This window comes from Brevibacillus choshinensis (assembly GCF_001420695.1).
GTDB lineage: Bacteria > Bacillota > Bacilli > Brevibacillales > Brevibacillaceae > Brevibacillus > Brevibacillus choshinensis.
The window spans coordinates 2,136,086-2,155,462 of the sequence record NZ_LJJB01000007.1 but is presented as its reverse complement, the minus strand read 5'-3'; the positions used below and the strand labels follow the sequence as shown (position 1 = coordinate 2,155,462).

Here is a 19,377-nt window from a genome sequence, read left to right as displayed (position 1 = left end):
GACCAACGACTGGATTCATTGTATCGCTCCTTTTCCAAGATAATTTGCCGGTAACCCCTAGTCCTGCTTGTAGTATCATAGCTTCGCTTGTTATACGAGATCTAAGTCCCAACCAGCCTCAAACATGTTTCTACAAGTAGGGGGTGAACAGTTTAGCGGACGGGGTCAATGCCCCACGGGCAGGGACGTTCTACCCCGGCTACCGTAATCGTAGAACTATATAAAAAATGGTCAACCAGTAAAAACTGGCTGACCTCATAATACGAAGGGCAGGTTAGTTGAATACCTAATCTAATTTCAAGTACGTACGTTATGTTCAACCGACTGTTATTATGCTAGATATGTATTGTTTGAATAGTATAAAATGTTTTATGACGTTATTAAAAAAGGGCTGGGACCGAAGCTTACGACGTTGCACAGGCAACCTTGGCCCAGGCCCGTAGCTTGGCCGATGCCGAGGCAGCCATTACGGCCTTCCCCGTACGCTACAATACCCTCAAAGACATCGAAACCACTGAAAGTGAAGACCTTGGTGAAACGCTATGGCAACTAAGCCAGTCTGACCACCTAATCGGCCAGACTATTCCAGAGGTCATGGCTCAACGCTGGTTTGATGCAGCGCGCGATTACTGAATGAAAGTGAGAATAATGAAAGAAATTTATGGGATCCCTACCTGTAAGGGATAGCCAATTCAACTTTAAACGCGAAGAGAGGAAAAGGTGAAACACTTTGAAAGCAAATCGGATGGAAGCGTTCAGCGATGGCGTGCTGGCGATTATCATTACGATCATGGTGCTGGAATTTAAAGTGCCGGAAGGCCATGACTGGTATGCGCTGATCGAGCTTGGCCCAAAAATTTTAAGCTACATCTTCAGTTTTGTATATATCGGCATCTACTGGAACAATCATCATCATCTACTGCACATGGTTCGAACGATGAACGGGCGTTTAATGTGGCTCAACTTGCTGCTTCTTTTCTGGTTATCCCTTGTGCCGTTCACAACAGCTTGGATGGGTGAAAGCTATTTTGCAGCCACACCAACGGCGCTGTATGGTATTATTTTACTACTCGCGGCCTTCTCGTACTGGCTGCTTCAGCGCGCGATTATTAGCCAGCATCCCGGCGATTCCTCATTTGTTCTGGCGATGGGCAGAAACTTGAAGGGGAAATTATCTCCCGTGCTCTACTTGATCGCGGCCTTGACCGCATATGTGAGTCCTTGGATATCCGGTTTCTTTTTCCTACTTGTTGCGGTGGTCTGGTTCTTACCGGATAAGCGAATCGAGCATGCACTCCGAGGCCATCAAAATTGAACAGGTGTTCTAGTTACTCGATAATTGAGCTAAAGGGCACGTAGTTGAATGATAAACATCCAGGCCGCCGAGTATTTGGACGCCTTCAGGGCATGTTTACGAAGGCTTGACCATAATCCCAGGATTGAAATTGGTTTGATTCAACGAGCCAAAAAATTCGTGGTGATGTGCCTCTGCGGATTTTTCGCCGATAGGCCCTTTAAGCTGAACCGTATCACAAGTTTAAGATGTTATTGAACTAACGTGTTCAATAGCGGAACAAACACAAACAGAGGCTGCCGGTGTTATTCGGCAGTCTCTATTAAACTAAAGGGAAGGATAGCATATTTACTGATTATTTTCTGTTAAGTATAAAGTGATAAAATAAGCGTTTAAACAATTGTCGGGGTGGGGAAGCATGGATATTTTTATCCGAAATGCTAATCAAGATGATTACGAGTCGTTATTATCCTTGTTTTGGCAAGTTCATCATTTGCACGTTATGGAACGATCAGACCTATACAAAAAGAACTCGGTTCCAGTGGGGGAAGAGTTCTTTAATAACCAACTAAAAGATGATAAGCAGCATATCTTTGTGGCCACTCTAGGTATTGAAATAGTCGGTGTCGTTGTTTTGAAGGAAGAAGAAATACCTGAAAATTCATTTGTTAATGCGAGGAAGGTCTTACTTGTGGACAGTTTATGTGTTGCTGATACGATTAGGCAAAAGGGTATCGGAAGTAAACTCATGCAACATGTTTTTGACTTCGCAAGAGGTTTGAAAGTTGATAGTATTGAATTGGGGGTCTTAGAGAAGAATCAAAATGCAATCCATTTTTATGAATCAATTGGAATGACAACAAAAAGTAGAAAAATGGAGTTTAGATTAAGATAACGGGTTCGATAGCTCAACAATCCATACATAAAGGCAGCCGTTAACAACCGGCTGCCTTTTCTAGTCTAAAGGGCAGTTTTGAATAGAATTAGCTTAATTATGTTTCTTATGACGATACCAGTAAGGCCGCTGGTGTTGGTCAAATTTCATTGACATCACTTCACTTGATTTTATAAGATGATCTAATGCCCTAAACTGATCGCAAAGGATCATTTCCCTGAGGAGGTTAATTAGATGAATGTTGTGGTTACTGAATATAACGAGAATTGGCAACATAAGTTTAGCGAGGAATCTCAAAAAATTAAGGATATCTTTGGTGATGAGTTAATCGACATTCATCATATAGGTAGTACTTCTGTACCAGGATTAAAATCCAAACCAATCATTGATATTATGCCAGTAGTAGAAGATATTGAAAGAATCGATTCGTTTAATGTTCAAATGGAAGCACTTGGTTACGAATGTATGGGAGAGCTCGGAATGAAAGGAAGAAGATATTTCCGAAAAGGCGGGGATAATCGCACGCATCAAGTGCATGTGTTTCAAGGGGATAACAAGGAAGATATTAATCGCCATTTGGCGGTAAGAGATTACCTCCGGACACATACCAGTGACGCAAAACGGTATGGCGATTTAAAAGAAAGTCTCGCCAAACAGTTCCCAAGGGACATAGAAGCCTATATGGACGGTAAAGATGCGTTTGTTAAAGATCTAGAAAGAAACGCACTACAATGGTACGAAATGTGAAAAGAACATTAAGCTAACGGGTTCGATAGCTTTTTAGGGTTCGCGATGAAACTGAAAAATGTTAAACGCTACTGACAAGATGGTGTCAGTAGCGTTTTTATATCGTTACATCAGATGATTATTAGGGAGTTGTTTTTGCTTATCGAAATGCACTATCGTCATCATATTCTGCAGATGGACCGTTTAAAAATTTTTTAACATGTAACCTATAAATCATGGAGAAGGAAGGGACAGGAACGATGACGATCAATCTAAAACACCAGCAAAGCCGTTACTGGATTGGAGTTGTATCTGCTTCTCACGTAAAACTGGGGGTGCAGGGTGGATTCGCACAGCTCTGCCATGGCAAGTCGACACCATTACGGCGGATGTCTTCAAATGATTGGTTGATATACTACTCCCCACGAACGGACTTGTCGAGGGGAGAGGCGCTTCAAGCATTTACCGCCATTGGTCTTGTTGCGGATGACAGAGTCTACGAATATCCGATGTCCGATTCCTTTGTGCCATATCGTCGGAATATCCGCTATCTCCCGTGTCGCGAAGTGAAGGAAGAATACCGCCCTATTGGACCAGCTTACCTTTACACACGGGAATCGAAATAGGGGATATAACTTCCGCTTTGGCCATTTTGAGTTCGGGATCGAAGATTTTCGGACGATTGCTGGCGCAATGCTTGGCGATACGGATAACATTCAACATATTTCGAAGTCACATCATTAAGCGGAACCTTAGTCAGCATTAAACTAACGGGTTCGATAGCGGAACAAAAACATCAGAGGCTGCTGGATATGATCCGGCAGCCTCGTTTACTATTTGGCGGGATAGTTGAGAAATGAACCTATTTAACACAAGCTCAATTAAGTTAAATGAGCGACAAAATAAAAACCCGATCAATTAATCGGGTAACGAACAATTGAGTATTAATTTACAAGAAACTCGACAGCTATTGTTAGACACATTACAAAGATGTAAATGTAATTCTGGATCTTGTTAGACAATACTTACACCTCCAGAAATAGCATTTACCAAATCATACCATGAAAACCACATCAATATCCATAAAACGAATAATCAAATCAGATTAACAAACTGCTCAATACGTTAAATATCGTTGAATTGCCCATCTTTCATAAGATGGGCAAGATTGGAGGGCTTTTTATTCAAGAACCGGGCGTAGGAAACTTCTTTCAAAACTGATAATGCACTTCGTTTGCTCGGCAAGGATAAAGGCTTTCTTGCAATCTTCATCGACAAGGATTTTCTTTCGGTAATCTTCGTATTCAGCCAAACTTGGGAAACTGAAAAGGGCATAGGCGATGTTATTTGCCCCTTCATGAGGTAGAAAATAACCATGATGCTGTCCACCAAACTTATTAACGAGAGGAATCCACATTTTTGCATACTCTTCAAAAACATCAACCTGGTATGGATCGATAACATATTTCAAATAACAAGTGACCATTTTTCCACTCCCAATACTGTTATTTTGCTTAATCTTACTGTATATCCGGGAATAAGTGGAGAAATGATTGTGGAAGATCGGAATTTAACAAATTGTGTAGGGAGGTAAGGTAAGTTTATAGGCATCCGACGTGAAAACATCATCGTAAATGGAAACGTCGTTCCTGTTGGCATCGTTCGATTCTTGTTCGGCGCCACTCTCTTGATCCGGGTATTTGCCAACGGAACCCTGCTGTGCGAATTCCCGGCTACCATAATGACCGGGATTCCTTGATAGATAAGGAGTGCTGGTCTAATACTTTATTATCACTAAACAGCAATGCCCCAGTTGAGATTCAATTAGTTGCTGCCGTTACTCTAGGTTAATTTTTTACTGCACGTAGCTCTGTCATAGGGCTTTCCGGAGGGCTATACAAATCTATGATAGAAAAATTTAGGAGAGCCCACTGTGCAGGGCTCTTTTTCATTTCCAAAAAGGAGGCAGTCAATATGGCGAGGACTATGCAAAACCAGTTCTTTCGATTATACGAACACGACCTACTGCTATGCTGTTCAGGACAAAATTTGGGTGACCGATCCAGTGAGGAGCCCGCGAGAGTGTTTATACCCATTGGGACAGGGAGTTTGAAGCTCGTAGGAACGGGCAATGCCTCCCGTTTGGGCTGTAGAGGCCTTGGAGAGGAGTGGGTAGGGCGTATGTAAACTATAAAGCAAATGCACAACTGCCTAAGGTCTAACTTAGGAATGCATAGCTTAACGCGAAATATGGATTGCTCAAGATTGGTAGTTATGGACATTTGTATTCATTCCAATGGCTGATAAACTTACATAATCTTTCAATAAATAGGAGTGATAACTATGGATGGGGTACGTTACAAGATAAGAGAAGTGTTGGACAAGGGCAAGATCGAGACATTTCTACAGCAAGCTCGCATTGGACATCTTGGGATGGTCGATGGTCATCTGCCGTATGTGGTTCCGCTCAATTTTGTTTGGACAAATGGGAAACTTTATTTCCATGGAGCCACCGGCGGGAGACGAAATCAGGTTATGGGTACGAATCCGGAGGTCTGTTTTACGGTTTGTGAAGAATATGGAACGATTACTGATCCGGTGCCAGCCAAGACAGATACAGCGTATATGAGTGTCATGATTTTTGGTAAGGCACAGCCCATCGTCGATCTGGATGAAGCTTCACACATGTTGCAAGAAATGATTCATAAGTATGTACCTGGTTACTATAATCGGCCGTTATCCCAGCAGCACGTGGACAAATACCGATCAGCAGTATTCGGTGGCCCGGTTCAGGTGTACCGAATTGATCCACAGCAAATCACCGCGAAAGAAAATCTGATTGAAGAAGAAAAAATGTTCAAACCAGGAAAAACCGTATAATCGTGGATTTGCCAGGCAGGAGCAGAAGGAGGGGTAGAGACATGGGCCATCTAGTCAAAGAGAGTCTCGATACCGTGAGGCAGCAGATGGAATTGGCTTGCCAAGCCTCAGGGCGCAAGATCGAGGACGTGAAATTGTTGTTGGCGACCAAAACTGTACAGCTTGAAAAATTGCAAATGGCTATACAAGCGGGTGAGACTCTATTTGGGGAAAACAAAGCGCAAGAACTTCGGGACAAATTTCCACTTATGCAGCAGTATAAGCAGGTGGAATGGCATTTTATCGGACATCTGCAAACGAATAAAGTCAAGGACGTTGTCAAATATGTTACGCTCATTCATTCTGTAGACCGTTTGAAATTGGGGCAGGCCTGCTCCATCAGCTCGTCAAAGAGAACAAGACCATGGATATTCTGGTGCAAATCAATACGTCCTATGAAGAAAGTAAATTTGGAGCTCCGCCGGAAACGGCACTGGAGTTAGTGGAACAATTATCCCAGTTCGAAACGTTAAACGTGAAAGGCTTAATGACCATTGGAAAACTGAGTGCTACAAACGACGAGACCCGGCACTGCTTCCGATTATTAAAATGGATTCAAACACAAATTAGGGAGAAAAAATTTCCGCGTGTAGAAATGGATATCCTCTCGATGGGCATGTCCCGTGATTTCAAGGTGGCCATCGAAGAAGGAGCTACCATTATCCGCGTAGGGACAAGCGTATTCGGCCAACGTTACTTGCCGGCCGCCTATTACTGGAACGAATACGCGCGCCAGGACGATTAGGAGAGAGGCAGGAGAACAATTATGAACACAGCATTCCCCTCGCTGCGCGGCCGCGATTGGATATCGCCGACCGTAGCCGCATTAATATCTGTCATTGTCAACTACGGGGGCACCTTTATTCTCGTGTTTCAGGCAGCAAAAGTCGCGGGTTTAAGTCCCGAAATGACCGCTTCATGGATTTGGTCGATCTCCATTGGCGTGGGTGTCACCGGGATCTGGCTCAGCTATCGATACCGGGAACCGATTATTACGGCTTGGTCAACACCAGGCGTGGCTTTTCTCGTTTCGGCATTAGCGGTAACCCCTTATCCGGAAGCAATTGGTGCTTACATGATCTCTGCAGCAGGATTTATTGTTCTAGGATTATCGGGCATGTTTGAATGTTTTGTCCGGCTGATTCCTCCAAGCATCGCTTCCGGGTTGTTAGCAGGCATTTTACTACAGTTTGGCATTTCAGCCTTTGGAGGAGCGAAAGTTGACCCATTGCTTGTCGTTATTCTGTTTGCCGCCTATGTCGTGCTAAGACGGTTTACTTCCCGGTATGCGATTGTAGGCATACTGGCAATCGGACTGATGTATTTGATTGGTATGGGGAAAGCGGATTTCAGTACGATCCAATTGGCAATCGCAACTCCGGTATTTGTCGTTCCGGAGTTTTCGTTACAGGCTATACTGGGGGTCGCATTGCCACTGTTTATTATTACGCTGACGGGTCAATACATGCCTGGAATGCTCGTATTGCGAAATGATGGATTCAAGACGAGCGCGAATCCGATATTGACCGTAACGGGTTTGGGTTCGCTTCTTACAGCGCCATTCGGCTCGCACGCTTTTAATGTAGCAGCCATTACAGCAGCGATTTGCACAGGGAAAGACGCGCATGAGGATTCGGCAAAACGTTATATTGCGGGGATTGCCTGTGGCATTTTCTACATTGTTGTCGGCATATTTGGCGTGACGTTGGCTGCTCTGTTTTTGATTCTTCCTGCTACCTTCATCGCGACGTTAGCGGGTTTGGCATTGCTTGGTACAATTGGGGGTAGTCTAGCCAACGCTTTAACGGATCCCAAGGGACGAGAGACCGCATTGATTACGTTTTTAGCAACAGCTGCGAATGTGACATTGTTTGGCGTCGGTGGAGCATTCTGGGGACTTGTCGCAGGTTTGGCGGCACATCTATTGATTCATGGGAAATTTCAGATAAAGCCATACAGGGCGAGGGGAGTACAACAAGCTGAGCAGAAATAATAGGAGGTGCGAAAAACGGATACAGGTACAAAGCGGGTCAAAAGAGTGATGGCGGAGATGCTTGTATTATAAAAGCATCTCCGCAAGACGATAAATGCCTTCTTCAATGGCGGCTTCATCTACTTTCGCAAAACCCAGCACCCATCCTTTTCGATCACTTTCCAAACAATACGTGCTAAGCGGATAAACACGGACTCCCTTTTCGAGCGCTAGGTTCGTCACGACCTCTTCGTCAAACGACTTATCCGCTTCAAGAAGCATATGCAACCCCGTTTCTACGCCGCTTAGTGTGAAGTGTTCGCTCAGGCCTGTCGTGATGATGGCCTTCGTCATGGCTTCGTGTCTGCGCCGATATACATTTCGAACTCGTCTCATATGGCGCATGAAATGACCATGCTCGATAAAATGAGTAAGCGTTAGTTGCTCCATAATGGGAAGATGGCGATAGGTTAATGCATGGACTTGGGCAAGCTGACGAATGGCCTCTTTGGGACCAATGATTGCCGATATTCGAATACCAGGCGCAACCATTTTGGAAAAGCTCATCATATACAGCGTGTTCTGAGGTCGCAGACTGAACAAGGTCGGAAGTGGGTCGCCGCGATATCGAAATTCGCTGTCGTAATCATCCTCAACAATCCAAAAACGGTGTTTGGCAGCCAGGTGCAGCAATTGTTGCCTGCGAGGCTCCGACATAATCACTCCAACCGCACACTGGTGCGATGGCGTAACAAAGACAAGTTTGGACCCAGGGTGAATACGGTCTACACATAGCCCGTATTCGTCGACCGGAACGGAGACAACTTGCATACGCCGATACTTCATCGCCATCCAGGCAGCAGGGAAGCCAGGATCTTCAACTGAAACGGTTTCCCCTTCATGTAAAAGGGCTTGGGCGATCAAATCGATGCTATGTTGTGCGCCTGAGGTTAACATGATTTGATCGATATTCACATGAACGCCCCGTTCAAGTGACAAATAGCGTTGAATCTGTTCTCGTAGCGGCAGGAATCCATAGGCATCGCCATAAGCCCAACTGTCCAGGTCTGTTTCTGAAGAAGCCTGTAAAAAAGATTGTCTCCAACTCTTTTGAAATGGTTCGTCCAAATAGGGCTCGTGGGGACTGAAATCGATCTCAGCTTTTCGATTATCTTTGTCTCCGAACCAACTGTGCAAATGACCGACTGCAGCGTTTAATAAAGGTAATTCGGGGAGGACAGGTCCTAGGGTCGCAGCCTCTTCGGAAGGACGAGTTGCATATGTCCATTCGCTCACTCTTGTCCCGCCGCGACGAGAGGTTACGGTGTACCCGCGGCTGAATAACTCCTCGTAAACAATCTGTATCGTTGAACGGGAAACGCCAATCAATAGGGCGAGTTCGCGGGATGGGAGCAGCAATTCGCCTGGTTGCCATTTTCCCGTTGTAATATTATGGATCGATTGGTCCAGAAGTTGCTGCCAGATGGGACGTTCGTCATCTCGGTTTACTTTTAGCATTCATTCACCTCCAGTGTTTTTACTGGAATTATGGATTGCTCTAAACACTGATTTATGGATATTTAATAACAATCCATTGATTGGTATACTATCATGACAATAGTTGTTTTTGCAACACGACAGAATTAGACAAACGAATTTTATATCTAACTAGGGAATGAGGGGATCGAGAATAATTCAATCCTTTTTTTCGTAGGGCGAAAATTAAGAATTCGATAACGAAATATGCAGACAGAAAGGAAGATGTTCATGAAATATTTGGAACAACAAGACAAAGCAGTGGCCAACGCTATTCGGCAAGAACTTACACGGCAGCGGGATAAAATAGAACTGATTGCATCGGAGAATTTTGTAAGCCGGGCTGTCATGGAAGCTACAGGTACGGTAATGACCAACAAATACGCTGAAGGGTATCCAGGAAGAAGATATTATGGCGGATGTGAGTATGTCGATATGATCGAGGAGCTTGCCATTCACCGTATCAAAGAGCTTTTTGGTGCTGAACATGCCAATGTGCAGCCTCATTCCGGCGCACAGGCGAATATGGCGGTTTATTTTGCTTCAGTCAAGCCTGGTGACACGATTTTGGGCATGAATTTATCCCATGGTGGCCATCTTACACACGGGAGTTCGGTGAATTTTTCTGGAAGATTTTACGATTTTGTTCCTTATGGTGTCGATGAACAAACGGGGCGCATTGACTTTGACCAAGTGCGAAAACTCGCTCATAAGCATCTTCCGCGCATGATCGTTGCTGGCGCTAGCGCCTATCCACGAACGATCGAATTTGAGTTGTTCGCCCAAATTGCTGCCGAAGTTGGGGCCCTTTTCTTTGTGGATATGGCACATATTGCGGGTATTGTCGCGGCGGGCTTGCACCCTAACCCGGTGCCGCACGCGCACTTTATTACGACGACAACGCATAAAACGTTGCGAGGACCAAGAGGCGGTGTCATCATGTGCCGTAAACCATGGGCGCAAGCCATTGATAAAGCGATATTCCCTGGGTCACAAGGCGGCCCGCTTATGCATGTCATCGCGGCAAAAGCGGTTGCGCTAGGCGAGGCATTGCAACCGGATTTCACAACGTATATGGAAAAAACTCTTGAAAATGCTAACGTATTGGCGGAAACACTAATTAATGAAGGGTTAACCGTTGTATCGGGAGGAACAGATAATCATATTGTATTGGTTGATTTGCGTACGATTGGACTTACGGGCAAAGAAGCTGAAACAATACTCGATGAAGTAGGGATTACGGCTAATAAAAACGCTATTCCTTATGATACGGCAAGCCCGTTAGTAACGAGTGGCATTCGCTTCGGGACGCCTGCTATGACATCTAGAGGATTAGGGCCCAAGGAAATGAAAGAAATTGCCCAGCTTATTGGACTTGCCTTTAAAAATCCCAAAAGTTCGATGGTTAAAGATCAAATATTGGGAAGTGTACGTGAGATTACGTCCCAATTTCCTTTATATGGGGGGCTTTAAAAGTCTGATAGCACGTAAATTCAATTCATTAAAGGAGTGACAATCGAGGACCTACGAGTATAATTTCAATGCCGGCCCCGGAGCATTGCCTTCGGAAGTATTGCAAGCAGCACAGCAAAGGATTAAAGAATTGTTGACTCTTTCTTCTGATTACGACGTTTTATTTCTACAGGGGGAGCAAGCGCAATTTTCTATGGTGCCGATCAACTTTTTGCCAGAAGGAAAAACAGCAGGGTATGTACACAGCGGAACATGGTCGGGAAAGGCGTGGAAAGAAGCGCAGAAAATAGGGAAGACCCTCGATTTGGCAAGCGGAGAAAAAGAGCAGTTCAAACAAATGCCTGATCTAATCAGCCTGGATATTCCGAAGGAGTTGGTGTATGTCCACCTCACTTCAAACGAAACCATTGGCGGTATACAATATAAGAGTTTTCCTGATACCGGGAATATCCCGCTAGTTGCGGATATGTCCAGTGATATTATGTCCCGTCCCATTGAAACATTGATTCATTACAATAAAGTGTTGTTCTGAACAACAAAGTATTATTCTTGAATAATAAATACAAAAAAGTGGTGTTTTGATGATAAAAGGAAACTCTTCGAGTCCCGATCAGAATTCTAATGATCGGGACAATTCTTTTACATATTGAAGTGATTATTGTTCACTGAAAATAATGTTTTAGACTCATAAAATATAGTATTAAACTGTGAAAATATAGTTGTAGACTAGGAAAAATATGATTTAGACTAACCTGAGTCATTAAGCTAACGGACAGGATAGTTTAATAAAATGCGGTCGTAATCTAATAAAACAAGGAGCAGTTTACCTAAAGCGACTGCTCTTTGTTTTATAGACTCAGTAAAAGGCATATTGCGAAAGTCGTTTCTAAAATGTTGAAAGTATCCTAAAATATAGAATAAAGGAGGATACATGACGGGTCTATCCAAAGTGTTTTGGGGGATATTACTGGTCTTTCTCGATTTCAGGTTTAACGGGTTTGATGTCTTGCCGGATTTCATCGGTTTTATCCGAATATTGATTTTTTTTCAACGTGAAATCGACGGATAATTGACAGACTATACTGAACTTGAAGCAATTTCAGCATATTGCCGTGACAATGGAATCAAGATTCATCTGGACGGTGCGAGACTGTTCGAGATTTTGCCCTATTATCAAAAGTCAGCTGCAGATGTCTTTGCCTTATTCGATAGTGTGTATCTTTCCTATTACAAAGGGATTAGCGGCATAGCGGGTGGGATCCTTGCAGGGGAAGAGGCTTTTACCAAAGAAGCAAAAGTATGGAGAAGTCGCTACAGCGGAGACTTAATCAGTCTGTATCCGGGAACTTGCATGAATGTACCATCAGTGTAAGGAGTAAATACGAGACCAGACATTTCTGTATCGAATATGTTTCATGTACATTTTCAAGTAGCGAAGGAGAAGCTGAGCATGTTTTGCTCGATATTTTATACACAGACAGGGCCATGAAGAAACTCACGAACGAAGGGGTAGAAAACAAATGACAATAACCATGGATTCAAAAGAGTTCATCAATCGCCGTCAAAGCCTCGCGGAAAAAATGCCTGATCACAGCGCACTTGTACTATTTTCAGGGGTTGTCAAGACACGCAGCAATGACGATAAATATCTGTTTACACCGAACCGCAACTTCTATTATCTAACCGGCATCGCGCGCAGTAACCTCATTCTCATGATCACGAAACGCGCTGGCACCGTGACCGAAACGTTATTTCTTCAGCGCCCAAATGAAATGGAAGCGAAATGGACAGGAGCCGTCTTATCGTATCAAGAGGCGAAAGTGCAGTCTGGTATCGAACACTTCGACTATCTCGATGAGTGGACCCAATCATTTGGTACCTTTATGAGGCGCTGCGAAGGCAAGGGCTCGCTCTATCTTGACTTGCATCGCGTTCTGTGGAGCGATGAGCAGACCCCTGCAGAGACTTTTGCTGAAGACGCGCAGAAGAAATACCGGACCCTGCAGATTCACGATGCTGGCCCATGGCTGAAAGAACTGCGTATGGTGAAGAGTCCGGCAGAGATCGAAGAAATCAGTCGTGCTATTGCGATCACGGATGAAGCAATCAGGCGCATGTGGTCGCAGGCACGTCCTGGAATCATGGAATATGAGCTAGAGGCGCACTACGATTTCACGTTGAAGTCGCATGGTGTTCGCGAGCTTCCTTATTTACCCATTATTGCTAGTGGAATCAATGCTACTGTCTTGCACTATGAAGCGAATAATCAGCGTGCGGAAGATGGTGACTTGGTCCTCCTCGACCTCGGTGCAGCATCGAACTACTATGCGGCTGATATTTCGCGAACGTTTCCCGTGAATGGTCGCTTTACAGAACGTCAGAAAGAGATCTATCAACTCGTGCTCGAAGCAGAAATCAAGACCATCGAAGCAGTGAAGCCTGGTGTTACACTTCAACATTTAAATGAAGTCACGAAACAAGTCTTTACAGATGGTCTGCTACGTCTCGGTCTCATCAAAGAGAGCAGTGAGCTGTCCAAATATTACTATCATGCCGTGTCTCATCACCTTGGGCTGGATACGCACGATATCCCGGATTACAGTACTGCCATGCAACCTGGTATGGTGATCACGATTGAACCTGGTCTGTACATAGAGGAAGAAGCGATTGGCATTCGGATTGAAGATGATGTGTTAGTAACAGCAGACGGCTGCGAGGTGCTCTCATCGCAGATCCCGAAGGAAATCGAAGAAGTGGAATTGTTGATCGGGAAAAAGGAATAGCGAACGCTTACGAGCGAATAGATTCATCGATTACGGTCACTAGCTTCGATTCCGAACTCTCGTAGTTTTCGATATAAGGTGCTTCTAGCAATCCCAAGAATCCGTGCAGCCGCACGCATGGAAGGGGCTTCGGATATGGCCTGTTGAATCGCTTCCCGTTCTCTGTTTTTTAGAAGCGGTGCTGCGTTATCAACACGTCTAGTCGTTGCCCCTCGTTTTTTACATTCATCAGGTATATGCGCCACGGTTACAGTTGTTTCTTGCAGGGCGAGGAGAAAAGTTCGCTCTACCACATTACGCAGTTCACGGACATTGCCTGCCCATGTTTAGGCGAGCATCGTAAGCAAGGCATCATCACTCTAAGATGTAGGACCAATGCCATGATGGCCATCAGCTGTGCAAGAAATTGATTTGCGAGCGGAGCGAAATCTTCTATTTGTTCGCACAAGGACGGGATGCGAATTTTCGCGATGTTCAATCGGTAGTAGAGATCAGCACGAAAGCGGTCGCAGGTCACTTCATGCGCTAGATCCCAATTCGTAGCGGCGATAATCACTTTCCGTTCTTCTAATACCCTCAGTAACAACACTTGCAAGTCGAGGGGCATCTCACCGATTTCTTCGAGAAAAAGTGTTCAAAGAAAATTGGACTGAGAAAATATTGTATTAGACTGACGATGGGGCATTAAGCTAACGGACAGTTTTATTGAACAAGTTGTAAATTTAACATTTTAAAGTAAGAGCATTTCTTTGTAATGAGAAATGCTTTTTATTTTTTTGCTTAAAATAAAAAGTATATTCCATTAACAATAACAATATAATAAAAAACGATACTAATTTATTGTAAAACAATAAAACGTGTGTTAAAGTCATTTTGTAATTAAATTAGTGAGGTGCTCTTTATGAAATGGGGAACAACAATCTTTTTGAAGATGGCTGTTATTCTTATTGGAATCCCAATTCTTGCTTTGTGCATATTTTTAGTGCCTAAGATCGGTAATTTTACTGGAGAATTGTATCCAGAAATCGCTTATATGAAATCTCTCGTTTTAATCGATATGTACGCGGCAGCAATACCTTTTTACTTTGCTCTGTATCAAGCTTTTAAACTTTTAAGCTATATTGATAAGAACCAAGCATTCTCGGAATTATCCGTAAAGGCTTTAAAGAATATAAAATACTGTGCCATCACAATCAGTACCTTGTACCTGCTAGGTATGCCACTCTACTATCTCATGGCGGAGAGAATTGACCCTCCAAGTTTCATACCAATCGGATTGGTCATTATTTTCGCCTCTATGATGATCGCCGTTTTTGCTGCTGTTCTCCAAAGACTTTTACAAGAAGCTATTAATATAAAATCAGAAAATGATTTAACGATCTGAGGTGAATATTATGGCGATTATCATCAATGTTGATGTGATGTTGGCAAAAAGGAAAATGAGCGTAACAGAACTTTCGGAGAGGGTTGGAATTACTATGGCGAATCTTTCCATTCTGAAAAATGGGAAAGCAAAAGCGGTTCGTTTTTCAACATTAGAAGCGATATGTAAGACTTTGAATTGTCAGCCGGGTGATATTTTGGAGTACAAAAGCGACGAAGCCACTCAATAAAAACAGACAACAAATTTATTGAACTAACGGGTTCGTTAGTTGAACAACAACAGCGGCAGTCTAAGACTTTATTATCAGGGTCTTAAACCACCGCTTTTTCTATTAATGGATCAGTCTAAAACTTATTTTTCAAAGGCTAACGAATTTTCAATCGAAAAACCGCGTCAGATCAACACCTAAAGTCTAAAACATTAATATCATCAGACAGTAGCCTAAATTTTACACGAATGATGACACTCGTTGAAGAGAGTCTTTATTTTTGTAATCAAATGTGAGGATTACCTTCTGATCCAATATTGTCACCTAGTTTTTTAAAGGGGCGCTAATGAAGCGAGTGTTTGTGACCGAGGTTGTAGCAGAGAATGTTGAATTCCTGGGTGGCAAAAGGGACTAAAGCAGTGATGCTGATTTGGGCAGCTACGCTGGTCAAGGAAGCCCGAGTCGGCCCCATGATGCAATCGATGATCCATTCGGTGGTGCGGGTAAGCCAATCAATATCTCGGACGATGATCTACCATTCTGAGGAGTTTCTTAATGTGCATTCTATAACCACTTAAAAACTCCTTATTTTATAAGGGTTTTTTGTTTTTTTGGAGTGTGCAATCTACAACTTCTTTTTTCGGTTAGTAGTAGTGATTATTGCTACCGTTAAAAGGAAATGTGCAATCTATAGTCTAATCCTTGTTATATAGATAATTTCACATACTTAAGGATGTGAAATCTTTGAGTGGTCTGGAACTAGGGGAAGGAGAAGCCGTATAACAAGGAGGGGTTTCCTTGAAAATCAAAAGAACTTTAGCATCCTTTGTGTTGGTTGATTCCAACATGAGGATTATTCCAGAGGTTTTAGATTTCACGAATACCTTGCTTCAAAGAGGTCTTTCCATTAATACGGTTGCTAGTTATCTAAGGGATTTAAGAATTTTCTATGAGTGGTTAGAGTCTGTAGGAATAAACTTTTATGAAGTTAAACCTAGAGATTTAAAAAACTTCGTTCTCTTCATTGATAATAGGCATGTTGCAGGTAGGGCAGGCTCTTCAACTATAAACCGGTATTTAGCTACATTAAGCTCCTTTTATCGTCACCATGAATCATTAGGTGGATGGGTAACTGAGAATCCTGTAGTCAAGGTTAATGGAAATGTGAGTTCAGAAGCAAATAATGGTTACTTACGACATACAGTTAAGTCCATAAAAGCAGGGCTGGTTCACTACTTTAAGCGTAAGAAGAAAAAGAGCAGTATTGATAGGAAACGCTTATTTGAAGATCAAGCACTCACTTTTTACGATGTCGTTGGTGATCATTGGAGCCACAATGAAGATTTAAAGATGAGAAACCAGTTGGTTTTCAAAATCCTTTATGAAACAGGAATGCGAATTGGTGAACTTCTTCACTTACAAGTAGAGGATTTTGATTATCCTGACCCAACAAGAAAAACGGGTAACATCTACTTGATTAGCAGAGAGGAATCAGATGGAGACAGACAGCTAAAAACAGGAGAAAGAACCATCCCAGTTACAACAGATCTCCTTACAATGAATGGTTTGCATGTACGCAAAAAGGGAGAGGGCTTATCCGTATTAGACTTTGGAGGTAGCTATCTCATGTTGGAGGATAACGGGGTTGCTTCACTAAGCGGAGAACCCGATAGTCACTCGTTTTAACGTCAATAACTTTGGCGAGGCTATCTCAGAGTTAGAGCTGCGTGGAGTCTTTGTTGATGTCAAGAAATTTGATTGGGGAACGATTGGAGTTATTATTGACCCCGAAGGAAATCGGATTAATTGAAGGATTAGATTTAAAGTGACATAAAGTAGCATGTTGCACTAACGGGATCAATAGTTCAATGAGGCAGTCTTAATTTTTATTATTCAGTTTAGATCAGTGGATTGGTTCATTACGACGTAAAGTCTAAAACAAATTTTTAAATACCTGGTGATTTTGAAGACCGGGACTCCTTGTACCATAAGGGGTTCCGGTCTAAGACTCAATCCATGTAAGAAGCGACCCCACGCATATTGCGGATGATTGAGAAAACGGTAAATGACATCTTTACCAGGCAACGATGATCCCTGTTCGCTCTGTAACAAGCGAAACCAGTTCCGTTGCTGAAAAACAAGCAAAAAAATCGTTTGGAAGACAGCCAAGCAAGAGAATCCAAGACTTTTGGTAATGCCCGCTTGGCGCAAAAAAGTCCCGATTCGAAGGGCAGAAAATGCTTGAGACAATCTGGTTTGTGCTTTTTCAGACAGGGAGATGTGCTGTACCATGGGAGTACGCACCTTTCTGTTTGTAGTTGGGGAGTCGTTCGCTTCCACTCTACTAAACGGAAAGGTGTTTTTGCGTCAATTTAGCAATTATTTTGTCAGAGAACCCAGTAATGGCAACGCAAGCTTTTTCAAGCTGCGAAAGTTGAGTTAATCATTCAAGATTTATGGAGTTTTTCAAACTTTGTTGGATTCTTCAAACGATCTAATTTATAAGCCATTATTGCTAGCTGCAGCTTCATCTGATCGTCCGGTGATTTTAGGTCAAGGCTGGTAAGCTTTTCGATTTGCGTCAATCTGTATCTCAAGGTTTGACGATGGACAAAAATTTCATCTGCGGCGATCTGCATGTTCTTGTGATGCAGATAGACTTCCAACGTACGAAGTAGAGCGTCCCCTTGAAGACTGAATAACGGACCAAGAAGATTTTCATAGAAATCACGAAGGTCCATGCCTGCTTCTACCATCTGTATCAATATGTGATAATGCCCTAAATCGTCGTAGTGAACCATTGTTTTGGATTCAAGGAGCAAGTCCGAAAAATGAATGGAATATTCCGCCTCTCGGGCACTTTTGGGCAATTCCTGCAAATCGGAATAGACTCGGCCAATCCCAATCTTTATCACATCTTGAGGGAATAAACGTTCCCATTTATCATGTATCGCTTGGGCCAATTGTAAACTGTCCTGTTTGTTGGAATTGAATTTGTCATTCTTTACTTCTGCTAACACAATCAATGTATCTTGTTTTTTCTTTATTACAGTTTGCCTATTTTTTAGTTTCATCAATTGATCGAATAATTGGACAGCAATGGTTGCCCTCTGGATTGAAGCAAATTGAAAACGAATAACCGCATGTTTTAAAGTCAGGTCTAAACCGAGTGTTTTCCCCCGTTTAAACGCTTGCGATTGATTAATAAAGCTTTCGTTTAAGAGCTCTTCTAGATAATCCCCTTGCAGTCGGATTCGAGTTTCTTGTACCGCCTTTAGCTTTAAGATTTCAATTGCATAGACGGTAGCAGCATGCTCAATTGCAATGCTGTCAAGCTTTTCCCACTTTTCACTTTCTTTCATTGAAACGATAAATCCATAGTGATCCTGACTCGCGACAATCGGTTGGATGTGAATGACATAATCTTGTTTATGCGATACAAAACTCTCATTGGATCTAAGCGTGCACCTGCTCAAAAGCTCTTGCAAACGAATGACGTCTTCTCTGATTGTTATGCACTCCGCCCCTGATACGCTCAACGTGTGATGAATGAGGCAATGCTGCGCAATCTCGGATAAATCATTGATGACGATAACACTACCTTGGATCAATCTGGACAGAGTTTGCGTGATGGGGAGCAGCCCCTGACTACATAGGACGAGCCGGGTAAACTTTTCGTGGATGCTATGGGAATACTCGAGCAGTTTCATCTGACTGTTTACAATTTGCTCCAATATTTCTTTTGTGATCATCGAGAAATTAATCTCAGGAGAAATTTCTAAAAGTGGCATGTCATGTTTATTGGCGATTTCAATAAACGATTCAGGAACCTCTGGCAGACGGAACCCAGTATATAATGCGATGCCCGACAGTTTTTTCATCGATAATAACAAGTGAAAGACCTCGCGTTTCTCGTCCGATTCCATAACACCAAAGCCAGTCGTAATGAGTAATTCTCCTTCCTGGAGACGGTCGATGTCGTCCGGAACAAGAACTTCAACAATGGTTACCCATTTGATTGTATTTCGTATGCCTTCCTTTCCAGCCACGAGTTTTGCTTTTTTCATGATCGGCAACTGTAGCGCTTCCTGGATGGTGATCCCCATAAATTACCCCTCACTTATTGATTGGTTTTTATCCAAGATGAATAAAAACAATGGACTACTTTTATCAATCCCGACAATTGT

At 43.0% G+C, this 19,377-nt stretch carries 17 protein-coding genes and 6 pseudogenes; 17 read left to right on the top strand and 6 right to left on the bottom strand.

The window, feature by feature from the left end; translation table 11 throughout:
• Positions 1 to 387 precede the first annotated feature (387 nt).
• The 5 genes and pseudogenes from AN963_RS31870 to AN963_RS10150 all read left to right on the top strand — a co-directional run.
• Positions 388 to 633, top strand: a pseudogene (locus tag AN963_RS31870) (hypothetical protein); the annotation flags it as partial.
• A gap of 97 nt (positions 634 to 730) precedes the next feature.
• Positions 731 to 1,315 (top strand): TMEM175 family protein, encoded by a 585-nt coding sequence (locus AN963_RS10165; RefSeq protein ID WP_055744350.1) that lies wholly within the window; start codon positions 731 to 733, stop codon positions 1,313 to 1,315.
• A gap of 397 nt (positions 1,316 to 1,712) precedes the next feature.
• The gene (locus tag AN963_RS10160; RefSeq protein WP_055744349.1) at positions 1,713 to 2,189 is read left to right on the top strand and encodes a GNAT family N-acetyltransferase; all 477 of its coding nucleotides are present in this window, start codon (positions 1,713 to 1,715) and stop codon (positions 2,187 to 2,189) included.
• A 234-nt stretch (positions 2,190 to 2,423) separates the two neighbouring features.
• Positions 2,424 to 2,936 carry a GrpB family protein gene (locus tag AN963_RS10155; protein WP_055744348.1) on the top strand — a complete coding sequence of 171 codons (513 nt, stop codon included), beginning with the start codon at positions 2,424 to 2,426 and terminating at the stop codon, positions 2,934 to 2,936.
• A 239-nt stretch (positions 2,937 to 3,175) separates the two neighbouring features.
• A pseudogene (locus tag AN963_RS10150) lies at positions 3,176 to 3,659 on the top strand (EVE domain-containing protein).
• Between the two features lie 436 nt (positions 3,660 to 4,095).
• Here AN963_RS10150 and AN963_RS10145 read toward each other — a convergent pair.
• Positions 4,096 to 4,401 carry an NIPSNAP family protein gene (locus AN963_RS10145; RefSeq protein ID WP_055744347.1) on the bottom strand — a complete coding sequence of 102 codons (306 nt, stop codon included), beginning with the start codon at positions 4,399 to 4,401 and terminating at the stop codon, positions 4,096 to 4,098.
• Positions 4,402 to 5,258: 857 nt separating this feature from the next.
• On the opposite strand from AN963_RS10145, the gene AN963_RS10135 reads away from it, so the two are divergent.
• The 3 genes and pseudogenes from AN963_RS10135 (at position 5,259) to AN963_RS10125 (ending at position 7,827) form a co-directional block, all read left to right on the top strand.
• Complete coding sequence (locus tag AN963_RS10135) at positions 5,259 to 5,795, top strand: pyridoxamine 5'-phosphate oxidase family protein (protein ID WP_055744345.1); 537 nt, start codon at positions 5,259 to 5,261, stop codon at positions 5,793 to 5,795.
• Positions 5,796 to 5,836: 41 nt separating this feature from the next.
• A pseudogene (locus AN963_RS10130) lies at positions 5,837 to 6,579 on the top strand (YggS family pyridoxal phosphate-dependent enzyme).
• 21 nt (positions 6,580 to 6,600) lie between these two features.
• On the top strand, positions 6,601 to 7,827 hold the full coding sequence (locus tag AN963_RS10125; protein WP_055744344.1) for a benzoate/H(+) symporter BenE family transporter: 1,227 nt from the start codon (positions 6,601 to 6,603) through the stop codon (positions 7,825 to 7,827).
• Positions 7,828 to 7,893: 66 nt separating this feature from the next.
• Here AN963_RS10125 and pdxR read toward each other — a convergent pair whose 3' ends face one another.
• Positions 7,894 to 9,324, bottom strand: a complete 1,431-nt coding sequence (gene pdxR, locus AN963_RS10120) for a MocR-like pyridoxine biosynthesis transcription factor PdxR (RefSeq protein ID WP_055744343.1) — start codon at positions 9,322 to 9,324, stop codon at positions 7,894 to 7,896.
• Between the two features lie 249 nt (positions 9,325 to 9,573).
• Between pdxR and AN963_RS10115 the strand changes: the two genes are divergently transcribed.
• The 5 genes and pseudogenes from AN963_RS10115 (at position 9,574) to AN963_RS10100 (ending at position 13,598) form a co-directional block, all read left to right on the top strand.
• The gene (locus AN963_RS10115) at positions 9,574 to 10,815 is read left to right on the top strand and encodes a serine hydroxymethyltransferase (RefSeq protein ID WP_055744342.1); all 1,242 of its coding nucleotides are present in this window, start codon (positions 9,574 to 9,576) and stop codon (positions 10,813 to 10,815) included.
• A gap of 130 nt (positions 10,816 to 10,945) precedes the next feature.
• Complete coding sequence (locus AN963_RS10110; RefSeq protein WP_236707918.1) at positions 10,946 to 11,347, top strand: aminotransferase class V-fold PLP-dependent enzyme; 402 nt, start codon at positions 10,946 to 10,948, stop codon at positions 11,345 to 11,347.
• Between the two features lie 399 nt (positions 11,348 to 11,746).
• Entirely contained in the window at positions 11,747 to 11,884 is a 138-nt protein-coding gene (locus AN963_RS31865; protein ID WP_236707942.1) for a hypothetical protein, read from the top strand.
• A pseudogene (locus AN963_RS30250) lies at positions 11,864 to 12,298 on the top strand (beta-eliminating lyase-related protein); the annotation flags it as partial. The gene AN963_RS31865 and the pseudogene AN963_RS30250, both read left to right, overlap by 21 nt.
• A 37-nt stretch (positions 12,299 to 12,335) precedes the next feature.
• Positions 12,336 to 13,598 (top strand): aminopeptidase P family protein, encoded by a 1,263-nt coding sequence (locus tag AN963_RS10100; protein ID WP_055744339.1) that lies wholly within the window; start codon positions 12,336 to 12,338, stop codon positions 13,596 to 13,598.
• Between the two features lie 23 nt (positions 13,599 to 13,621).
• Here the strand turns inward: AN963_RS10100 and AN963_RS32535 are convergent, their stop codons facing one another.
• Together AN963_RS32535 and AN963_RS10095 are read right to left on the bottom strand one after the other, a co-directional pair.
• On the bottom strand, positions 13,622 to 13,891 hold the full coding sequence (locus tag AN963_RS32535; RefSeq protein WP_161827267.1) for a helix-turn-helix domain-containing protein: 270 nt from the start codon (positions 13,889 to 13,891) through the stop codon (positions 13,622 to 13,624).
• Positions 13,885 to 14,220 (bottom strand): annotated as a pseudogene (locus AN963_RS10095) (sigma 54-interacting transcriptional regulator); the annotation flags it as partial. The gene AN963_RS32535 and the pseudogene AN963_RS10095, both read right to left, overlap by 7 nt.
• Before the next feature lie 279 nt (positions 14,221 to 14,499).
• Between AN963_RS10095 and AN963_RS10090 the strand changes: the two are divergent.
• The 4 genes from AN963_RS10090 to AN963_RS10075 all read left to right on the top strand — a co-directional run bounded on the left by AN963_RS10090 (position 14,500) and on the right by AN963_RS10075 (position 16,876).
• The gene (locus AN963_RS10090) at positions 14,500 to 14,982 is read left to right on the top strand and encodes a DUF2975 domain-containing protein (RefSeq protein ID WP_055744337.1); all 483 of its coding nucleotides are present in this window, start codon (positions 14,500 to 14,502) and stop codon (positions 14,980 to 14,982) included.
• Positions 14,983 to 14,992: 10 nt separating this feature from the next.
• Positions 14,993 to 15,211 (top strand): helix-turn-helix domain-containing protein, encoded by a 219-nt coding sequence (locus AN963_RS10085; RefSeq protein WP_055744336.1) that lies wholly within the window; start codon positions 14,993 to 14,995, stop codon positions 15,209 to 15,211.
• A gap of 362 nt (positions 15,212 to 15,573) precedes the next feature.
• A complete protein-coding gene (locus AN963_RS10080) occupies positions 15,574 to 15,768 on the top strand; it encodes a hypothetical protein (RefSeq protein ID WP_055744335.1) in 195 nt (64 codons plus the stop codon).
• A 220-nt stretch (positions 15,769 to 15,988) separates the two neighbouring features.
• Positions 15,989 to 16,876 carry a tyrosine-type recombinase/integrase gene (locus tag AN963_RS10075; protein ID WP_055744334.1) on the top strand — a complete coding sequence of 296 codons (888 nt, stop codon included), beginning with the start codon at positions 15,989 to 15,991 and terminating at the stop codon, positions 16,874 to 16,876.
• A 315-nt stretch (positions 16,877 to 17,191) separates the two neighbouring features.
• Here AN963_RS10075 and AN963_RS32660 read toward each other — a convergent pair.
• A pseudogene (locus AN963_RS32660) lies at positions 17,192 to 17,482 on the bottom strand (IS4 family transposase); the annotation flags it as partial.
• Positions 17,483 to 17,637: 155 nt separating this feature from the next.
• Complete coding sequence (locus AN963_RS10065; RefSeq protein WP_055744332.1) at positions 17,638 to 19,296, bottom strand: PucR family transcriptional regulator; 1,659 nt, start codon at positions 19,294 to 19,296, stop codon at positions 17,638 to 17,640.
• Positions 19,297 to 19,377: the final 81 nt, after the last annotated feature.

Excerpts from the sequence above, each read along its gene's own strand:
- AN963_RS10160 (WP_055744349.1), top strand. The coding sequence starts at position 1,713 with ATGGATATTTTTATCCGAAATGCTAATCAAGATGATTACGAGTCGTTA.
- AN963_RS10155 (WP_055744348.1), top strand. The coding sequence starts at position 2,424 with ATGAATGTTGTGGTTACTGAATATAACGAGAATTGGCAACATAAGTTT.
- AN963_RS10145 (WP_055744347.1), bottom strand. The coding sequence starts at position 4,401 with ATGGTCACTTGTTATTTGAAATATGTTATCGATCCATACCAGGTTGAT.
- AN963_RS10135 (WP_055744345.1), top strand. The coding sequence starts at position 5,259 with ATGGATGGGGTACGTTACAAGATAAGAGAAGTGTTGGACAAGGGCAAG.
- AN963_RS10125 (WP_055744344.1), top strand. The coding sequence starts at position 6,601 with ATGAACACAGCATTCCCCTCGCTGCGCGGCCGCGATTGGATATCGCCG.
- pdxR (WP_055744343.1), bottom strand. The coding sequence starts at position 9,324 with ATGCTAAAAGTAAACCGAGATGACGAACGTCCCATCTGGCAGCAACTT.
- AN963_RS10115 (WP_055744342.1), top strand. The coding sequence starts at position 9,574 with ATGAAATATTTGGAACAACAAGACAAAGCAGTGGCCAACGCTATTCGG.
- AN963_RS31865 (WP_236707942.1), top strand. The coding sequence starts at position 11,747 with ATGACGGGTCTATCCAAAGTGTTTTGGGGGATATTACTGGTCTTTCTC.
- AN963_RS10100 (WP_055744339.1), top strand. The coding sequence starts at position 12,336 with ATGACAATAACCATGGATTCAAAAGAGTTCATCAATCGCCGTCAAAGC.
- AN963_RS10090 (WP_055744337.1), top strand. The coding sequence starts at position 14,500 with ATGAAATGGGGAACAACAATCTTTTTGAAGATGGCTGTTATTCTTATT.
- AN963_RS10085 (WP_055744336.1), top strand. The coding sequence starts at position 14,993 with ATGGCGATTATCATCAATGTTGATGTGATGTTGGCAAAAAGGAAAATG.
- AN963_RS10080 (WP_055744335.1), top strand. The coding sequence starts at position 15,574 with ATGTTGAATTCCTGGGTGGCAAAAGGGACTAAAGCAGTGATGCTGATT.
- AN963_RS10065 (WP_055744332.1), bottom strand. The coding sequence starts at position 19,296 with ATGGGGATCACCATCCAGGAAGCGCTACAGTTGCCGATCATGAAAAAA.